This is a genomic window from Microtetraspora sp. NBRC 16547 (genome assembly GCF_030268965.1).
Lineage (GTDB): Bacteria > Actinomycetota > Actinomycetes > Streptosporangiales > Streptosporangiaceae > Microtetraspora.
Map to the genome: position 1 here is coordinate 53,887 of NZ_BSSE01000013.1, position 17,119 is coordinate 71,005.

A 17,119-nucleotide genomic window follows, 5' to 3' on the forward strand; every position below is an offset into this window, starting at 1 on the left:
CGGGTCACACCGCGGCCATCGGCGCGGGAGACGGGTCCGCTGGCCGACTGGTGGTCCCAGACGGCGGCGCTCTCGGCCGGGTGGGCGAGGCGGCGATCAGCCGGCGGGCGTTCCTGGCGCTCGGGGGCGGGGTCGCGGGCGGCGCGCTGCTCCAGCCGCTGGCGCCGGCCCGGCCACCGGCCGGGGCCGCGTCCTCGGCCACCCGCGCGTCCGGCGCCAGGACCTCCGGCACCGCCGGGAGCCCGACCGGCGGCGCGGCCTCGGGCCCCACAGGCGGCTCGGCCACGGCCGGGACATCGGGGGCGTCGGGCGCTTCGGCGGCGACGACCACAGCCGCGACCACGGGGGCCGCGACCGCGGGGACGGCGACGGCGACCGACACGGCGCCCGAGGCCGCGACGGCGGAGGCAGAGACATTGACAGCGGGCGACACGGCGGGCGACACGGCGGGCGGGACCGCGACGGCGGAAACCTCGACGAGCACAGCACCGAGCGCGGCGCCCGTGGCGGTGTCGAGGTCCGCGGCGAGGTCCGCGACGGGGACCGCGTTACCCACCCCGCCGCACATCCATTCACGGCAGCAGTGGCATGCCCGTCCGCCACGGCGGCCCGCCCGGGTGGTCGACCACGCGCCGGACCGGATCGTCGTCCACCACACGGCGACGGCCAACGTGGCCGACACCGGCATCGGCGCCGCCTTCCGGCTGTCACAGGCGATCCAGCGGTACCACATGGGCCGCAACGGCTGGGACGACATCGGCGAGCAGTTCACGATCAGCCGCGGCGGCTACGTCATGGAGGGAAGGAACGGCACGCTGGCCGCCATCGCGCGCGGTGAGCACGTGGTCGGCGCACACACGGCCAACCACAACACCCACACGGTCGGCATCGAGACCGAGGGCACGTACATGACCGAGTTGCCCCTCCACGGCCAGATCGTGGCACTGACCCGCCTCGCGGCCTGGCTCTGCGGGATCTACGGGCTCGACCCCGACGTGGCGATCATCGGCCACCGCGACCTCAACACCACCTCGTGCCCGGGCGACAGCCTCTACGCGTACCTGCCCGAGCTGCGCCGCCGGGTGATCCGGCGGATGGCGCGGTTCCAGGACCCGGCCCAGGCGGCGGCCCTGGCGGCCAGGGCGGCTCAGGCCGCCCCGCCGGTCCCGCTGGAGCGCCGGCCGCCGCGGCGGCTCGCCCTCCCCGGCCGGCTGGACTTCCTCGGCAGCGCCGCGCCGTTCGAGCACGGCCCCGCCGTAGGAGGGCGCGACCTTACGGGCTGAGCGGACCGCATGACACTTTCCGACCGACGGAACTTTGATCACGATTCGGAACCGGGGTAAACCGGGCAAGAGGAGCAGACGTCAGCGTTGACACCCTACTGTGCGGTTGGTCATATGTGTTTGACGATCAGCCGCCGCTAGGGGTTACGCGCTTTTTCCTTCCTCCGAGCCCGAACCCCGGTGCTGGCGCAAGAGACGCAGTTCGGCGGGGGTGGGGCATTGAGCGAGATCCGTTCAAAAATCGGGGCAAAGGGCGTACCACGCGATTAGCCACCCGGGACATAGATCAGGAATGTAACGTAGCCCTCGTTTTTCGGCGGAATTTCGGCCGTCCCGCCAACCCGACCGAGCCGTCGTGAGACCTGTCCAGGTACATTCCAACGTCCTCACAGAAAGCGACGGGCAACGTGCCCCCCGCGCCGACGACGCCGTCAGCACCATGCCCCGAATGCCCCGGAGGATCTTCATAACATGAACCCCGAGAGCACCAAATCTCTCTCGCGTTTACATTTAACGACATTCACTCACAAGTCGTCCAGTGACGGCTTTATCCGCCTAACGCCCGATATGGCGATCTCACCGCGCGTCAGCGTCGTAGTGCCCGCTCTCAACGAGGCCGAGAACCTCCCGCACGTTTTCGCGACCCTCCCCCGCTGGGTGAGCGAGGTCGTCCTGGTCGACGGCAACTCGACGGACGACACCGTCGCGGTGGCCCGGCGGCTGCGGCCGGGCCTGCGGGTGGTCCAGCAGACCGGAAAGGGCAAGGGCGACGCCCTGGCCGCCGGTTTCGCGGCCTGCACGGGCGACATCATCGTGATGATCGACGCCGACGGCTCCACCGACGGCCGGGAGATCATCAGATTCGTCGGCGCGCTTGTCGCGGGCGCCGACTACGCCAAGGGGTCCCGGTTCGCCAGCGGCGGCGGAAGCGACGACATCACGCTCACCAGGCGGTTCGGCAACTTCGTCCTCAGCACGCTGGTCAACCGCCTGTACGGCACCCGCTACACCGACCTGTGCTACGGCTACAACGCCTTCTGGGCCCGGCACCTCGACGCGCTCGGCCTCGACTGCGACGGTTTCGAAGTCGAGACGCTGATGAACATCCGCGCTGCCAGGGCCGGGCTGCGGGTACACGAGATCCCCAGCCACGAGCACAACCGCATCCACGGCACGAGCAACCTGCGGGCGATCCGCGACGGCTGGCGGGTGCTGAAGACCATCGTGCGCGAGCGCCTCTCGCCGGCGCCGGCCGCGGAGCCGAACCATTCCAGCGCTCCCGCGGCCGGGCAAGGGGCGGCGTAAGAAGCGTGAGCAGAGGTCGGGACGAGATGAGGCGATTTCGTCTCGGCCTCGAGAAGGGGGATCTTCAGCAGTGACCGAGACTCCGGCACCCGCCGCGCGGCTCGGAGAACGACCCCTCCGGGCCGTTCTGCGTGAACGGTTGTCCAGGGATTTCAACGACCCTCTGTATCGCTCCGCCTACGCCCTCCTGCTCAACGCGGGGGCGGGGGCCGTGCTCGGATTCGGCTACTGGATCGTGGCCGCGCACGTCTTCGAGCAGCGGGCGGTCGGGCACGGTCTCGCGCTCATCACGTCCATGCGGCTGCTCGCCTCCCTGACCTCGTTCGGGTTCGTCGGCTCCCTCACCCGTTTCATCCCGGAGACCGGCCGGGCGACCTCCCGGTTCATCGCGGGGATCTACATCGTGGGCGCGGCCTTCACGCTGACGGCCACCGTCGGTTTCCTGCTCACCCTGGACGTCTGGGGACCGACGTACCGGATCCTGTCGGGCTGGGGCCCCGGCCTGCTGTTCACCGCGATGGTCCTGGTCTGGAGCACCTGGACGCTGCAGGACGTCGTCCTCACCGCGCTGCGCAAGTCCGAGTGGGTCCCGGTCGAGAACGTGATCCTGTCGGTTCTGAAGATCGTGCTGCTGGCGGCCGGCGCGATGACGCTGAAGATCGCCACCGCGGATTCGGTCTCCTGGACGGTCTACCTCGCGTGGATCATCCCGGGGATCTTCGCGGTGGTCCCGGTCAACTACATGATCTTCAGGCGGCTGGTGCCGCGGCACCTCGTCGAGACGGGCCAGCGGACCCCGCCGTCGCTCGGCCGGATCGGCCGCTTCCTCGTGGGCGACTACTTCGGCGCGTTCTTCCGGCTCGCGATGGTGAACGTGGTGCCGTTCATCGTCGCCACGCGGGTCGGCGCCGGCACCTACGCGTCGTACGGCATGGCGGTGACGCTGGCGCAGATGCTGGAGGCTCTGGCCTTCACGATGGCGACCTCCCTGACCGTCGAGGGGGTCTTCGACGCCTCGTCGCTCGCCGTGAACGCCAGACGGGCGCTGCGCCGTACGCTGTCCACCCTGCTGCCCGTCGTGCTCGTGCTCGTCGTCGTCGCGCCCCACGTGCTGGGCATGCTCGGCAAGGACTACCAGGAGGCGACGACGGTCCTGCGCCTGATCGCGGTCGCGACGATCCCCCGGGCGCTCATCGAGCTCTATCTCGGCGCCCTGCGCGCGCAGGCCAGATCGAGGCCTCTGCTCGTGATCCAGGCGCTGCAGTGCGTCATCACGATCGCCGGGGTCCTCGTGCTGCTGCCGGTCATGGGCATCAACGGCGTCGGCGTCTCCCTGCTGTCCTGCCAGCTCGTCGTGGCCGCCGTGATCGCGCCCGGCCTGCGCGCGCTCTTCAACTCCACCGAGGAGACCCGCCGCCAGGCGTCCGGCTCCGCCGCGAGCACGCCGTGGTGGCTGAGGCACACCCGCGCCCTCCCCGCGATCCTCACCGTCGAAGGCGTCCTCCTGCACGTGATGGCCCCGGAACACGCGCGGCCCCTCATCCGTACGGCCGGCCTCGCCCTCGTCCTCGTCGCGCTCCTCGTATCACTGGCCGAGACCAGGCCGCACCCCCTGGCCGTGCCGTTCCATCTCGGCGCGGCGCTGTTCTGCCTGCACCCGTACGCGCGGGCGATCCCGGAGGCCTCGGCGCTCGTCGAGGGGATCGTCGGGACGGGGGTGGGCACGGCGGGCTCGGGCGTCGAGCCGTCGGCGCTCCCCGCCTTCCTCCTGCGCGCGGGCTCGCTCACCGCCGGCCAGGTGCTCGGATGGGCGCCCCTGGCCTGCGCGCTGCTCGCATCGCCCGCGGTCGCCACCCTCGTCCGGGCGATGCGCGTCCAGGCCCCGGGCGCGGTGCTCTTCCTCGCGGGCGCCTGGGGACTCCAGGTGTTCTACCCGCCCCTGGGCCTGGCCTACGTGCTCTATCTCAGCTTCATCGCCCTGCTGACCGGCCGACGGTCCGATCCCGTGATCACGATCCTCCTGGTCGTCCTGCCGGTCGTCGCGGCGAGCGCGCACCCCCTCACCGCCCTCGTGATGGCGGCCACCTGCGCGGTCCTGATGCCCGGATGGCTCCGCCCCGGCGTCCTGCTCGCCGTCACGCTCCCCGGGACGGCCGCCGGGGTGTGGGGCCTGGCCCGCTTGGGAACGCCGGTCGCGTCCCCGCCCTGGGCCGCGGCGGCGGACGGCCTCGCCGGGCCTCCGGCCGCCGCCGTGACCGTGCTCCTCGCGACCCTCGCGCTGTCCGCAGTGTGGGGGGCGGTGCGCCTGGTCCCGGCCGCGCGGCGCGGCCGCGCCGACCGCACTCCACTCGTACTGGTGGCCGTCCCCACCGCCGTCGTCGCGGTCACGCTGCCGCTCGCCGGAGCCGCGGCGGCCCACCTGGCGCTGATCCCGGTCTTCGCGTTGCCGGGTGCCTGCGCGCTCGCCTCGCACGCTTTCTCCCGGGACGGTGCCTCACCTCGACGGGCCTTACCTCGACGGCCGCCATCGACGGCCCGACGTTGACGGCGCGTGTCCCGTGCCGTCGCCCCACCCCTCACCCCGACCAGGAGGAAGCATGCGAGGCCGCCGTCTCGGTCTCACCGCTCTGTGCGGCGTGGTCGTCCTCACCGCGGCGCTCGGCTGCCGGCCCGACACGACGGCCGTCACCGAGGCATCCCCCACGACCAGTGAGAAATGCCCGCCGGACGACCGGCTCGTGCCCCGTTGCGGGGCCTGGTGGGGCATCTCCACCCCACCCCTCCGTGGATCGCTCTCCCTCGCCGTGGAGAGCGTCGAGAGCGACATCGGCCGCCGGTTCGCCCTGGTCTACGACTTCCACGACATGTCGCAGTCGCCGAACGGCGTCCTCCTGCCCGACAACCAGCGCGAGCTCGGCGACGACCGCATCCTGATGCTCGCCTGGGTGTCCGAGGAGTGGAGCACCGGCACCCGGATCCCATGGACGCGGATCGCCTCCGGGGAGCTCGACGCCTCCGTGATCGACCCGCAGGCCAGGCGGATCAAGGAGTACGGCAAGCCCGTCATGATCGCCTTCGATCAGGAGATGGACCTACGCGGCCCGCAGGGCGCCGGGACGCCGGAGGAGTACATCGCCGCCTACAGGCACATCCAGGATCGCTTCGCGGAGATAGGCGCGACGAACGCGATCTGGGCGTGGATCATCACGGGCTACCACAAGACGCTGCCCAGGCAGAAGGAGTACTACCCCGGTGACGACAGGGTCGACTGGATCGGTTTCGACCAATACAACTTCTTCACCTGCCAGGGCCACGGCGAATGGCGGAGTTTCCGGCAGACCGTGCAACCCACGTACGACTGGCTTCGCGCGAACGGTCTCGGCGGAAAGCCGATAATTCTCAGCGAGTTCGGCACCGAGGACGATCCTCAGCAGCCCGGGCGCAAGGCCGAGTGGTATCTCGACGTACCCAAGGTCGTCCGCGAACTCAGCGGAATCAAAGCGGTGGTCCAGTGGAACTCGGAGAGCAAGGGCTGCGACTTCCGGATCAGTGAACCGAATGTGCTGAGCTCGTACGCCCGCGCCGGAATGGACCCGTATTTGAACCCCTGACCCCAAGCTTCTCGAAGCGTATTCGCAGAACTTCTCGATACGACAGGATCGCCTTATGCAGACCCCCCTGGGAATCGGAAATACGTCCAGCGCGTACGGTGAACGCGGCATCGTGAAACGACTGACCGCGCTGCGCGCCCAGCACAAGCCAAAAGGAGAGCGGCTGCTCGACGTGGGCTGCGGCGACGGCTCGTACACCGTCCGGCTCGCCGAGGGTTTCACGAAGGTCGACGGCGTCGACATCGAGTCGGTCCGCCTGAAGATGTTCGCCGAGCGCATCGAGGGGACCGATCTCGCCGAGCGGATCACCATCCGGGAGATGTCGGCCTCCGAGCTCGACTTCCCCGACGACACCTTCGACCTGGTGACCGCGATCGAGGTGGTGGAGCACGTCCACGAGCTCGACAGGGCGCTGAAGGAGATCCACCGCGTCCTCAAGCCGGGCGGGTTGTTCCAGCTCACCACGCCGAACCGGTGGTTCCCGCTGGAGACCCACGGCGTTCTGTTCCGGGGGCGGCGTTATCGCTCGACCCGCGCGCCCTTCCTCACGTGGGTCCGGCCGCTGCACCGGCGCATGGCCGACGCGCGCACCTTCACCGGAGCCGAGATCCGCGGCCATCTCACCAGGGCGGGGCTGCGGACGCGCAGGCTCGACTACATCGGCCCTCCTTTCGACCTGATGGCCGGCGTCGGGCGGTTCGTACGGCCGGTGACGGACTGGATGGAGGGTACCCCGCTCCGTTTCCTCGGCATGGCGCTCGTCGTCACCGCGGAGAAGCCCGTACCCGCGGTCCAGACGGCGCGGACTCCCTCGGAGAACGCGGGGCGATGAGACGCGGCAGCCCGGCGGGAACACGCGCCCCGCTCGACCCGGACGTTCCCGCCCTCCTGGTGAAGATCGGGCGCTATCCCCTGCATCAGGGCGGGGTGGGCGCGATTCGCTCACTGGGCCGGGCCGGCGTCCCGGTCTACGCCGTTACCGAGGACCGCTACACGCCCGCCGCCGCCTCCCGCCATCTGACCGCCCGGATCCCCTGGGCCACCAGTGGCACCGAGCCGCCCGCACGGCTGGTGGAGAAGCTGCTCGCCATCGGCCGCCGGCTTCCCCGGCCCGTGGTCGCGGTGGCCACCGACGACGAGGCGGCCGTGCTGCTCGCCGAGCATCGGAAGACGCTGGAGGAGCATTTCCTGCTTCCTCCCGTTCCCCCGGGTCTGCCGCGCATGCTGGCCGGCAAGGAGGGGCTGCACGACCTTTGCGTGGCACACGGCGTGCCCACACCGTCTTCCGTGCGGGTCACGAGCCGGTGCCAGACGGCACGCCTGGCCGAGGCCATGACCTTCCCTGTGGTCATCAAGGATTGCGATCCCTTCGTGCGGCTGTCGGCTCCCGCGGTGCGCGGCTCCACCGTGGTGCGGACCCCGGCCGAGCTGTGTGCCGCGTCGGAGAAGTGGCCCGAGTCCCCGAACGTCCTGGTGCAGGAGTACCTCCCCCACGAGCGCACGACCGACTGGACCTCGCAGATCTGCTGCGACGTCGACGGAGAGCCGGTGGTGGTCTTCACCGGGGTCAAGGTCCGCTCCTGGCCGCCGAGGACCGGCGTCACGACCTTCGGGTACACCGCGGCCAATCCGGAACTCGCGGAGCTGACGGCGCGGTTCTGCCGCGGCATCGGCTACTCCGGTGTCGCGTCGCTCGACTGGCGGCTGGACCAGCGCGACGGAAGGTACAAACTGCTGGACTTCAACCCGCGGGTGGGCGCCCAGTTCCGGCTCTTCCAGACCGACCGGGGCGTCGATCTCGTCCGGGCGCTCCACCTGACCCTGACCGGGCGAGCCGGGACGGTGGGCACGCCGGTCGGCGGCCGCAGGTACGTCCTCGAGCATCTCGACGCTCCAGCGCTGCTGTCCTACCGCGGGAGAGGCCGCGTCGGCAGGCCGCCCTCCCCGGCGCGGCGGGGTGACCTGGAGCTGGCGTGGTTCGCCCCGGACGACCCGGTGCCCGCCCTCGTCATGGCCGCCCGGTTCGCGGCGCCCGCCGCGAACCGCCTCCTTCACATCGCCGCCGATGCCGTCGGCCTTCGCCCGCGACTCGCCCGGGTTCGCCGTCTCACGGAAAGCGTCGCGGGAAGAGTCACGGAAAGACTCACGGATAGGCGGCGAACCGGCACATGAACAGGATCCCCATGGCGACGGAGCCGCTCGCCGCGACGGGGCGGAATCCGATCCACCGGATCCCGCCGTCCCGCGTCCCGATCCAGGTGCTCGAAATCGAACTCTTTCCATCGGACGGCTCCCGCCCGTCCGTCCGCCACCCGGTCGCGACGGGGCGGGCGGTCGCCGCCGGGCCGACGCTGGCGCTGGTCCGGGCCCGCGGCCGGCCGCTCGGGCTGATCCAGGCCGACGCCCGCGACCCCGGAGAGCTGACGGCCCTGCTGACGGCGACGGCCGAGCGGCTCTCCGATGAGGGCGCGGGCCGGGCCGAAGCCGACGCGGCGCTCCCGATCGACCCCCCGCTCGTCTCCGTGGTGATCGCCACCCGGGAGCGGCCCGGGATGCTGGAGAAATGCCTGACGGCGGTGCGCGGCCTCGACTATCCGCGTTTCGAGGTGATCGTGGTCGACAACGCGCCGGTCACCGAGGACACGGCGGCCATGGTCACGACCCGCTTCCCCGACGTCCGTTATCTGAGGGAGCCGCGCAAGGGGCTGGCGCGGGCGCACAACAGAGCGCTCCCGGAGGCGAGAGGGGAGATCATCGCCTTCACGGACGACGACGTGGTGGTCGACCGGCACTGGCTGCGCGCCGTCGCGGGCGGCTTCGCCGCGGCCGAGCGGGTCGGCTGCGTGACCGGCCTCATCGTCCCCGCCGAGCTGGCGACCCGCGCGCAGGCCATGCTGGAACGCCACGGCGGGTTCGCCAAGGGCTTCGAACGGCGTGTCCTGTCCCTGGAGGAGCCCGGAGACGACCCTCTCTTCCCCTTCGCGGCCGGCACGTTCGGCTCCGGTGCCAACATGGCCTTCGACGCCGCGCTGCTCAGGAGGATGGGCGGCTTCGACCCGGCCATGGGAGCGGGAACTCCCGCACGGGGTGGCGACGACCTGCTCGCCTTCTTCCGCATCATCACGGCGGGCCGCCGCCTCGTCTACGAACCCCGCGCCATCACCTGGCATCACCACCGCCGCTCGGAGGCGGACCTGGCCACGCAGGTGTTCGGGTACGGCGTCGGCCTCGGCGCGTTCCTCACCGCCGCCGTGACCGCCGAACCGCGGATGCTGCCCCGGCTGATCCGCCGCGTCCCCCAAGGGGTGGGCCACGCCCTCCGGCGCGCGGCCGCCCACCGGACACCCGAGGCGGATCGTGACAGGCGCGACACCGCCGCCACCTGGCCGTGGAAACTGTCCCTGATGGAGTGGTACGGCATGCTCAACGGCCCACTTTCCTACGCCCGGAGCCGCAGGACGGCGCGCAGGACGGGAGGGACGACGCTGTGACGAGGTACCGGGCCGACGACGAGACCGTGCCCTTCCCCCGGGTGACCGACGGCGTGACCATCGCGGACGGCACGGTCGACGGCGCGGTCGACGGCACGGTCGTGGCGAGCGCCCCGCCGGCACTGTCCGTCGTCATCTGCTGCTACACCACCGATCGCTGGTTCCTCCTCGAGCGCTCGATCGCGGCGCTGCGCGCGCAGCAGGTCCCGCCGGCCGAGATCATCGTCGTCGTCGACCACTGTCCCGAGCTCACGGACCTCGTCCGGCTGCACTACTCCGAGATCGTGATCGTGAACAACCAGGAGGAGAAGGGGCTCTCGGGTGCCCGCAACACCGGCGTGGCGGTGGCCCGCGGTGACATCGTGGGCTTCATCGACGACGACGCCGCGGCCGAACCGGACTGGACGGTCAACCTGCTCGCCGCGTACGCCGACCCCAAGGTTCTCGGCGTCGGCGGGCTGGTCACCGCACAGTGGGAGACCCGGCGCCCCACCTGGTTCCCGCCCGAGTTCGACTGGGTCGTCGGCTGCTCCTACCGCGGCCTGCCGCAGCGGAGGGCGCCGGTGCGCAACTTCATCGGCGCCAACATGTCGTTCCGGCGGGAGGTGCTCAACGAGAGCGGCGGGTTCCGCGACGGTCTCGGCAGGATCGACGACCGCCCGCTCGGCTGCGAGGAGACCGAGCTGTGCATCCGGATCAGCGAGCGGCACCCCGAAGGGGTGTTGCTGCACGAGCCCTCGGCCGTCGTTCGCCATCACGTGCCCGGGGACCGCACGACCATGTCGTACTTCCGCGCCCGCTGCTACGCCGAGGGCCTCTCCAAGGCGGCGGTCACGCGGCTCGCCGGCGCCGGCAAGGCGCTGTCGTCGGAGCGGTCCTACCTGCGCTCCACCATCCCGAAGGCGCTGCTACGCCCGCTGATCCCGGCTCCCACGGCCAGGCTGCGCGACCTGGCGGCGATACCGGCGGTGCTGACCGGCGTGGGCGCCACCGGACTGGGCTTCGTGTGGGGCCGGGTGCGCGCGCCGGCCGGCGCGTGGGAGGAGCCGGGGGCGGTCTCCCGCGTGTCGCGGGTGACCGGCATGGCCGGGCGGCTCACGCTGCCCACCGCCCTGGGGTTGTGGGCCGTCTCGCTGCGGGACGTGCCGCTGTCCCGCATGTCGGATCTCGGGCTCCTGGACGTGCTGCCCCCGACGTACTGGGCGGCGCTCGCCGTGCTCACCGTGGGTTTCTGCCTCATGCTGGGAAACCGCAGGATCGGCACGACCTGGCTGGTCGCCCAGGTGCTCGCGCTCATCGCCATGCTGCACGGCACGCCGGCCGTTCTCTATCCCACGCTCCGCTACAACTGGGCGTGGAAGCACGTGTCGATCATCGACTATCTCCTGCGGCACGGCCACATCGACCCGGGCGGCGGGGAGTTGCAGGCCTACCACCAGTGGCCGGGCTTCTTCGCGATCAACGCGATGCTGCAGCAGATGGCGGGGCTGGACACGACCGCCGGCTATGCCCAGTGGGCCCCCGTCTTCTCCAACGTCCTGCTGATCGTGCCGCTGGCGCTCATCTACCGCACGTACACGCGGAGCCGTGAACTCAGATGGGGCGCCATCTGGATCTTCTTCGCCTGCTCGTGGGTCGGCCAGGACTACTTCTCCCCCCAGGCGACGGCGTATGTGCTGTATCTCGTCGTGATCGGGGTGGCCCTGCGGCGGTTGAACCGCCGTCTCGCGATCCGCCGCGCGGGCCATCGGGGCCACCCGCTCGCCAGGCCGTTCGTCCGCTTACCCGCGGCGGTGCGCGGGTGGCTCGGGCCGGGCGTCGGCGACGCCGAACTGCTCGCCGAGGACCTGTCGCCCGGCCCGCTACGTCTCCGGCTCGCCTGGACCGCGGTCCTGCTGATACCGATCATGGCGATCGCGTCGACCCATCAGCTCACCCCGCTGATGCTGCTGGCCGCGCTCGGCGTGCTGTTCCTGCTCAGGCGCTATCGGATCGCCATCCTGCTCGTCACCGCGGGCACGCTGATCGCCGGCTGGAACGCCCTGGTGGCCTGGCGGCTGATCATGGACCGGATGGGCGACCTGCTCTCCAGATTCGGCGACTTCGGCGGCAACGCCGCGTCCGGCTTCATCGGCCTGGGCAACGCGATGCCCGGCCTGGTGCTCATCGCGATGGTCGACCGGGCGCTGTCCGGCGGCGTCTTCCTGCTCGCCGGCCTCGGCGCGCTGCGCCGCGGATCGCTGCGCCGGTTCGCGTGGCCGCTCGTGCTGCTCGGCCTGGCCCCCATCACGCTGTTCGCCGCCGGCAACTACGGCGGCGAGATGATCTTCAGGATCTACATGTTCGCGTTGCCGGTGACCGCGTTCTTCGCGGCGGCGCTGTTCCTGCCGGCCCGGCGCTCGGCGATCCGGTGGGTGGTCCTCCCCGTCGTGACGTTCGCCATGGTGACCGGGCTGCTTTTCGGCTACTACGGCAAGGAACGGCAGAACGTGTACGACCCGGCCGAGATCACGCTGGTCCACCACCTGAAGGACACCGCTCCCGAGGGTTCGCTGATCATCTCCCCCACGTACAACATGCCGGACGCGTTCTACATGTACGAGCGCTTCGAACACGTCTGGTTCGCCTACCAGCCGGAGGAGAACAACGCCGGCCTGCTCAAGGACCCGGTGGCCTTCCTGAGCGACAAGCTCAAGGGGTATCCGGCGGACCAGCGCATATTCCTCGTGTTCAACAACGGGCAGCGGCCGGCCACGGAGATGGCGGGGGTGCTGCCGATGGGCGCGATCGACGCGATCGAGAGGTCGCTCGACGCCTCGAAGCACGCCAGGGTCTACTACCGGAACGCGGGCGGCGTGGTCTACGAGTTCCTCAGGGGCCGCGCGTCATGAAGATCCCTCGTACGCTCACCTGGTTTTTCGCCGCCTCCGGATGGCTCGCCATGTGGGCCACCGGCCTTCCCCCCGGACCGCCGCGGTTCGTCATCGCGTTCGCCTATGTGCTGACGTGTCCCGGCGCGGCGCTGCTCTGCCTGATCGCCCCCCTGCTGCGCTGGCGGAGCCGCCGGGCGGATCCCCTCGAAACGGTCGCGCTCACGCTGGGGCTCAGCCTGGCCGTCGGCATCCTCGTCAGCGAGATCTACTTCCTGTGGTTCCGCTACTCGCTGCCGGTGACGCTGGGTACTCTCGCCGGGCTGACGACCGCGTTCGCGCTCGGCGCCCTGCTCAGAGAACGGGTCCAGGCGCGCCGGGCGGGGAGACCCGTTGGAGGCCGGGCGAAGAAGCCGGGCGAAGAAGCCGGACGGGGGCCGCGCCGAGAAACAACAGACCGGGAGGCAGCAGGGCGAGAAGCAGCAGGACGAGAAAGGAGATCCGCCTGATGAGACCCATCCCCGTGCTGGCCTATCACTCGATCAGTGACGACCCTCCGTCCTGGATCGCTCCGTTCACCGTACGGGTGCGCGATTTCCACGAGCAGCTGGCCCGCGTCCAGGCGGGCGGATACACCACGCTGACGGTCGCTCAGCTCACGGGCGGCGATCCGGTGCCCGAGCGGGCCGTCGTGATCACCTTCGACGACGGTTTCGCCGACCTGCTCGGGGTGGCCGCGCCCGCGCTGGCCGCGCGGGAGATGACCGCCACGGCCTATCTCACGACGGGTGCCCTCGGGCCGGTGAGCCGGAGCCTGCTGCCGCCCGCGCCGATGGTGAGACTCGACCAGGCGGTCGCCCTCGAAGAGCACGGACTGGAGATCGGCGCGCACACCCTGACCCATCCGCAGCTCGACAGCGTGCCTCTGGCGACCGCCCGCCGGGAGATCGCCGAGCCGAGGAAGGTCCTGGAGGACACGCTGGGACATCCCGTCACCGGCTTCGCCTACCCGCACGGCTACAACAGCCACGCGGTGCGCCGCCTGGTGCGCGAAGCCGGCTACCTCTCGGCGTGCGCCGTGAAGAACGCCCTCAGCTCTCCCGCGGACGATCGCTTCCAGATCGCCCGCCTCACCCTCATGTCCACCACCACGCCGGCCGAGTTCTCCCGATGGCTGGCCGGTGAGGGGGCGAGAGTGGCCCCGTTCCCCGAGCGACTGGTCACCAAAGGCTGGCGTGCCTACCGGCGTGGCCGCGCTCTGCTGCGCAGATTGGACAAGGCATCATGACCGAGCATCCCCCCGTCTCGATCGTCGTCTCGACGATGGGACAGCGCGAGACGTACCTGAAGGAGGCGATCGACAGCTTCCTCGCCCAGGACTACCCCGGCCACATCACGGTGATCGTCTCGTTCGACAAGTCCGAGCCGGACGAGAGCCTGGTCCAGGAGCTGCCGCGCCGGCGGGTGCGCGTGATCAGAAACACCCGCACCCCCGGCCTTCCCGGCTCACGGAACGCGGGCATCATGGCGGCCGAGACCGATCTGGTCGCCTTCTGCGACGACGACGACCTCTACCTGCCGGGGAAGATCACCGCTCAGGTCATGGCGATCCGTTCGTCACCCCGGTCCGTCGCGGTCTTCTGCGGCCAGCAGGTGTTCCGCAACGACTCCGAGTGGACGGTCGACCAGATCCACCCCGCCCCAGAGATCACCCTCTCCGACCTGCTCAGGCGGCGCCACGCGGTGGCGCAGAGCGTCACGCTCATGGTGCGTAAGAGCATGCTGCTGGAGGACGGGGTAGGTCTGTTCGCCGAGGATCTCCCCGGCGGGTACGGCGAGGACTACGAGATGCTGATCCGCCTTGCCCGGCACAGCCCCATCCTGAGCGTCCCCGAGGTGCACGTACGCGTCCGGGTGAACCCCGCGTCGTACTTCACCCGCCGCTGGGAGATGATCTCCGACGCGCTCCGGTGGATGCTGGAGCGCTATCCGGAGTTCCAGACGGTCCCGAGGGGGTACGCGCGGATCGCCGGGCAGATCGCCTTCGCCCACGCGGCGCTGCACGATCGCCGCGGCGCGCTGCGCTGGGCCTGGACGACCTTCCGGGCCAGCCCGCTCGAACCGCGGACCTACATCGTCCTTCCCATGGTGGCCCGGCTGGTCGAACCCGAGTTCGTGCAGCGGCGGCTGGCCGCGTTCGGCTACGGGTTCTGAGCGGGCGCGGGCGCGATCCTCTCCAGGAGCCGTACGGCGAGGCCCGCCCGCAGCGGATCGACCGGAAGCACGTGGGCGGCCCACCGGCGTGCGGCCTCGGGGGCCTCGCCCTGATCGACCAGCTCCGGGCCCAGGAGGTCGCCGAGCGGAGGCAGGTACAGATAGTGGGTGACCAGGCCGTGCCGCTGGAGCTCCGCCACGACGCGGTCCCGCTCCTCCACCAGGAGCGGGACACGGATGAGGGGCTGGTCCGCGTGGGCGCGGGCGCCCGGGGCGGCCTGGGGGAGCGCGGCGAGCCGGGCCACTCCGGCCACGCGCTCGGCGCGCTGGGCCGTGACCGCCGCCAGGCGGCGCCGCAGGTAGCGCCGGTGGAGCGCGCCCTGCGCCCGGTCGAAGTCGCGCTGGGCGACGCCGAGCAGCAGGCGGAAGGCGTCCAGGTCTCCCCCCGCCTCCAGCGCCGCCCGCACCTTCGCGCGGTAGGGCTCCGGATCGTACGCGGGCGTGCCGCTCCGCCCGAGCAGGCCCATCGCGGCGAGCATCACCCGCGCGAGCGCGGGCCTGCGCCGGGCGTTGACGGCGACGGCGTACAGGATGTTGGCCACATCCCTGGTGGCCCTCCCCGGTCGGAGGATCTCGTCCCTGGCCTGCCGTACGGCGTCGGGGTCGAGACCGGTGACGAAGCCGCCCGCGTGGCCCGCGGCGTGCTTGGAGAGAGTGTGGACGCCCGCGTCGCCGAAAGTGCCGACGCGACGGCCCCCGACGGTGGTCTGCAACGCGTGCGCGCAGTCCTCGATGAGGGGGATGCCGGCCTGGTCGCAGCGTTCGCGCAGCTCGGCCACCCGGTCCGGGACGCCGAGGTGGTTGGTGGTCAGGACGGCGTCGACGCCGTCCAGCGTCACGGTCTCGACGTCGATGTTGCCGTCCGCGAGGGACGCCGGGGCCATGACCGGCCGGAGTCCGGCGGCCATGGCGGCGAACGCGACGAGCCCGGTGTTGACCGGGGACATCAGCACCCGGCCGCCCGGCTTCACCAGGCACCGCAGGGCCAGGTAGAGCCCGAACCTGGCGGAGGGCACGTGGACGCCGGGCCGGCCGATCTCCTCGCCGAGGATCTCCTCCAGCGACATCTAAAACTCGAACCGCAGCTCGGTGAGGCCGTTCTCGAAGTTCGACAGCAGCTGTCTCGGCTCTCCGACCGCGCGGATGCCGGGCAGCCGGTCGAACAGCTCCCGGAAGATCACCGTCATCTCCTTGCGCACCAGGTTGGCGCCGAGGCAGAAGTGGATCCCGGGCGCGCCGAACCCGACGTGGGGGTTCGGGTCGCGGGTGATGTCGAAGGTGTCAGGGTCGGCGAAGACGGTCTCGTCCCGGTTGGCGGACAGGAAGTAGAGCACGACCTTGTCGCCGGGAAGCAGCCGCTGACCGCAGACCTCGTGCTCCCTCGTGATCGTACGGCCGGTCCGCATCCCCGGCGTGACATACCGGACGATCTCCTCGATGGCCGTCGGCATGTGGCGCGCGAAGTCCGACAGGAGGAGCTCGCGCTGCTCGGGGTGCTCGGTCAGCAGCCGCAGGCCGTGGGCCATGCCGTTGCTCGCCGTGTTGATGCCGGCGGTGACGAGCAGCGTGCAGAACGCGCCGAGTTCCATGTTGGTCAGCCGCTCGCCGTCGATGTTGGCGTTGACCAGCGAGGAGATCAGATCGTCCGCGGGTTTCCTGCGGCGCTCCTTGCCCAGCTCGACGAACATCGAGCGCAGCCCGAGCATGCCGCGGGTGTTCTTGACGCCCAGCCTGACCGAGGACAGGAACCCGGGGCGCACGCCGGTGTAGTCGGCCCAGGTGTGCACCCGGTCGATCACCAGGCTCCGGTGCTTCTCGGGGACCCCGACCATGTCGCAGATCACCCCGGCGGCCAGCGGATTGGCGACCATCGAGATGAAGTCGCCTCCCGGCCCGTGCGCGATCACCCGGTCGATGATGCGGTTGGCCGACGCGGTGACGTCCTCCTCCATCTTGTTCAGCATCCGGGGGGTGAAGGCACGCGCGATGATGCGCCGCAGCCGGCCGTGCTGGGGGTCGTCCAGGTTGACCATGGAGTTGCCGAAGATGTATTTCGCCCAGGGCGGCGGCGGCGGGATCGAGACCGAGGGATAGCTGCTGAAGACCTCGGGGTTGCGCAGCGCCTCGGTCACCTCCTTGTGCCGGACGATCGCGTAGAAGCCGCGCCCGGAGCGCAGCCCCGGCACGCGGGGCTCTCCGAAGTACATCGGTTCCTCTATCCGGCGCAATCGGGCGAAAGCCGCGAGCCGTTCCTTATGAGGACGGGCCCAGAAATTCAGGCTACC

Annotated in this window: 14 protein-coding genes; 11 read left to right on the top strand and 3 right to left on the bottom strand. The window is 70.9% G+C overall.

Translation table 11 applies throughout. From position 1 onward, the window contains the following. Positions 1 to 4: 4 nt before the first annotated feature. Positions 5 to 556, bottom strand: a complete 552-nt coding sequence (locus QSK17_RS18825) for a hypothetical protein (RefSeq protein ID WP_285706179.1) — start codon at positions 554 to 556, stop codon at positions 5 to 7. 61 nt (positions 557 to 617) lie between these two features. On the opposite strand from QSK17_RS18825, the gene QSK17_RS18830 reads away from it, so the two are divergent. The 11 genes from QSK17_RS18830 (at position 618) to QSK17_RS18880 (ending at position 14,774) form a co-directional block, all read left to right on the top strand. Further along, the gene (locus QSK17_RS18830) at positions 618 to 1,283 is read left to right on the top strand and encodes a peptidoglycan recognition protein family protein (RefSeq protein ID WP_285706180.1); all 666 of its coding nucleotides are present in this window, start codon (positions 618 to 620) and stop codon (positions 1,281 to 1,283) included. A gap of 567 nt (positions 1,284 to 1,850) precedes the next feature. Beyond that, complete coding sequence (locus tag QSK17_RS18835; RefSeq protein ID WP_285706181.1) at positions 1,851 to 2,588, top strand: glycosyltransferase family 2 protein; 738 nt, start codon at positions 1,851 to 1,853, stop codon at positions 2,586 to 2,588. Positions 2,589 to 2,658: 70 nt separating this feature from the next. Continuing rightward, on the top strand, positions 2,659 to 5,133 hold the full coding sequence (locus tag QSK17_RS18840; protein WP_285706182.1) for a lipopolysaccharide biosynthesis protein: 2,475 nt from the start codon (positions 2,659 to 2,661) through the stop codon (positions 5,131 to 5,133). Between the two features lie 52 nt (positions 5,134 to 5,185). Further along, complete coding sequence (locus QSK17_RS18845; RefSeq protein WP_285706183.1) at positions 5,186 to 6,199, top strand: glycoside hydrolase family 26 protein; 1,014 nt, start codon at positions 5,186 to 5,188, stop codon at positions 6,197 to 6,199. Between the two features lie 55 nt (positions 6,200 to 6,254). Further along, positions 6,255 to 7,031: a methyltransferase domain-containing protein gene (locus QSK17_RS18850; protein ID WP_285706184.1), complete on the top strand. Its 777-nt coding sequence runs from the start codon at positions 6,255 to 6,257 to the stop codon at positions 7,029 to 7,031. After that, positions 7,028 to 8,371: a carboxylate--amine ligase gene (locus tag QSK17_RS18855; RefSeq protein WP_285706185.1), complete on the top strand. Its 1,344-nt coding sequence runs from the start codon at positions 7,028 to 7,030 to the stop codon at positions 8,369 to 8,371. Before QSK17_RS18850 ends, QSK17_RS18855 begins: the two co-directional genes overlap by 4 nt. Positions 8,372 to 8,382: 11 nt before the next feature. After that, positions 8,383 to 9,690 (top strand): glycosyltransferase family 2 protein, encoded by a 1,308-nt coding sequence (locus tag QSK17_RS18860; RefSeq protein ID WP_285706186.1) that lies wholly within the window; start codon positions 8,383 to 8,385, stop codon positions 9,688 to 9,690. Beyond that, positions 9,687 to 12,581: a glycosyltransferase family 2 protein gene (locus tag QSK17_RS18865; protein ID WP_285706187.1), complete on the top strand. Its 2,895-nt coding sequence runs from the start codon at positions 9,687 to 9,689 to the stop codon at positions 12,579 to 12,581. The genes QSK17_RS18860 and QSK17_RS18865 overlap by 4 nt, the downstream gene beginning before the upstream one ends. Beyond that, on the top strand, positions 12,578 to 13,069 hold the full coding sequence (locus QSK17_RS18870; RefSeq protein WP_285706188.1) for a DUF1616 domain-containing protein: 492 nt from the start codon (positions 12,578 to 12,580) through the stop codon (positions 13,067 to 13,069). Before QSK17_RS18865 ends, QSK17_RS18870 begins: the two co-directional genes overlap by 4 nt. Next, positions 13,069 to 13,848 (top strand): polysaccharide deacetylase family protein, encoded by a 780-nt coding sequence (locus tag QSK17_RS18875; protein ID WP_285706189.1) that lies wholly within the window; start codon positions 13,069 to 13,071, stop codon positions 13,846 to 13,848. Before QSK17_RS18870 ends, QSK17_RS18875 begins: the two co-directional genes overlap by 1 nt. Continuing rightward, complete coding sequence (locus QSK17_RS18880; protein ID WP_285706190.1) at positions 13,845 to 14,774, top strand: glycosyltransferase family 2 protein; 930 nt, start codon at positions 13,845 to 13,847, stop codon at positions 14,772 to 14,774. The genes QSK17_RS18875 and QSK17_RS18880 overlap by 4 nt, the downstream gene beginning before the upstream one ends. Here the strand turns inward: QSK17_RS18880 and QSK17_RS18885 are convergent. Both QSK17_RS18885 and QSK17_RS18890 read right to left on the bottom strand, forming a co-directional pair. After that, entirely contained in the window at positions 14,762 to 15,901 is a 1,140-nt protein-coding gene (locus tag QSK17_RS18885; protein ID WP_285706191.1) for a DegT/DnrJ/EryC1/StrS family aminotransferase, read from the bottom strand. The genes QSK17_RS18880 and QSK17_RS18885 overlap by 13 nt on opposite strands. Beyond that, on the bottom strand, positions 15,902 to 17,041 hold the full coding sequence (locus QSK17_RS18890) for a cytochrome P450 (RefSeq protein ID WP_352231816.1): 1,140 nt from the start codon (positions 17,039 to 17,041) through the stop codon (positions 15,902 to 15,904). It abuts the gene before it with no gap. Positions 17,042 to 17,119: the final 78 nt, after the last annotated feature.

Bases quoted from the DNA above. Each gene is read 5' to 3' on its own strand.
- QSK17_RS18880 (WP_285706190.1), top strand. From the start codon at position 13,845: ATGACCGAGCATCCCCCCGTCTCGATCGTCGTCTCGACGATGGGACAG.
- QSK17_RS18870 (WP_285706188.1), top strand. From the start codon at position 12,578: ATGAAGATCCCTCGTACGCTCACCTGGTTTTTCGCCGCCTCCGGATGG.
- QSK17_RS18855 (WP_285706185.1), top strand. From the start codon at position 7,028: ATGAGACGCGGCAGCCCGGCGGGAACACGCGCCCCGCTCGACCCGGAC.
- QSK17_RS18875 (WP_285706189.1), top strand. From the start codon at position 13,069: ATGAGACCCATCCCCGTGCTGGCCTATCACTCGATCAGTGACGACCCT.
- QSK17_RS18890 (WP_352231816.1), bottom strand. From the start codon at position 17,041: ATGTACTTCGGAGAGCCCCGCGTGCCGGGGCTGCGCTCCGGGCGCGGC.
- QSK17_RS18845 (WP_285706183.1), top strand. From the start codon at position 5,186: ATGCGAGGCCGCCGTCTCGGTCTCACCGCTCTGTGCGGCGTGGTCGTC.
- QSK17_RS18860 (WP_285706186.1), top strand. From the start codon at position 8,383: ATGGCGACGGAGCCGCTCGCCGCGACGGGGCGGAATCCGATCCACCGG.
- QSK17_RS18885 (WP_285706191.1), bottom strand. From the start codon at position 15,901: ATGTCGCTGGAGGAGATCCTCGGCGAGGAGATCGGCCGGCCCGGCGTC.
- QSK17_RS18850 (WP_285706184.1), top strand. From the start codon at position 6,255: ATGCAGACCCCCCTGGGAATCGGAAATACGTCCAGCGCGTACGGTGAA.
- QSK17_RS18835 (WP_285706181.1), top strand. From the start codon at position 1,851: ATGGCGATCTCACCGCGCGTCAGCGTCGTAGTGCCCGCTCTCAACGAG.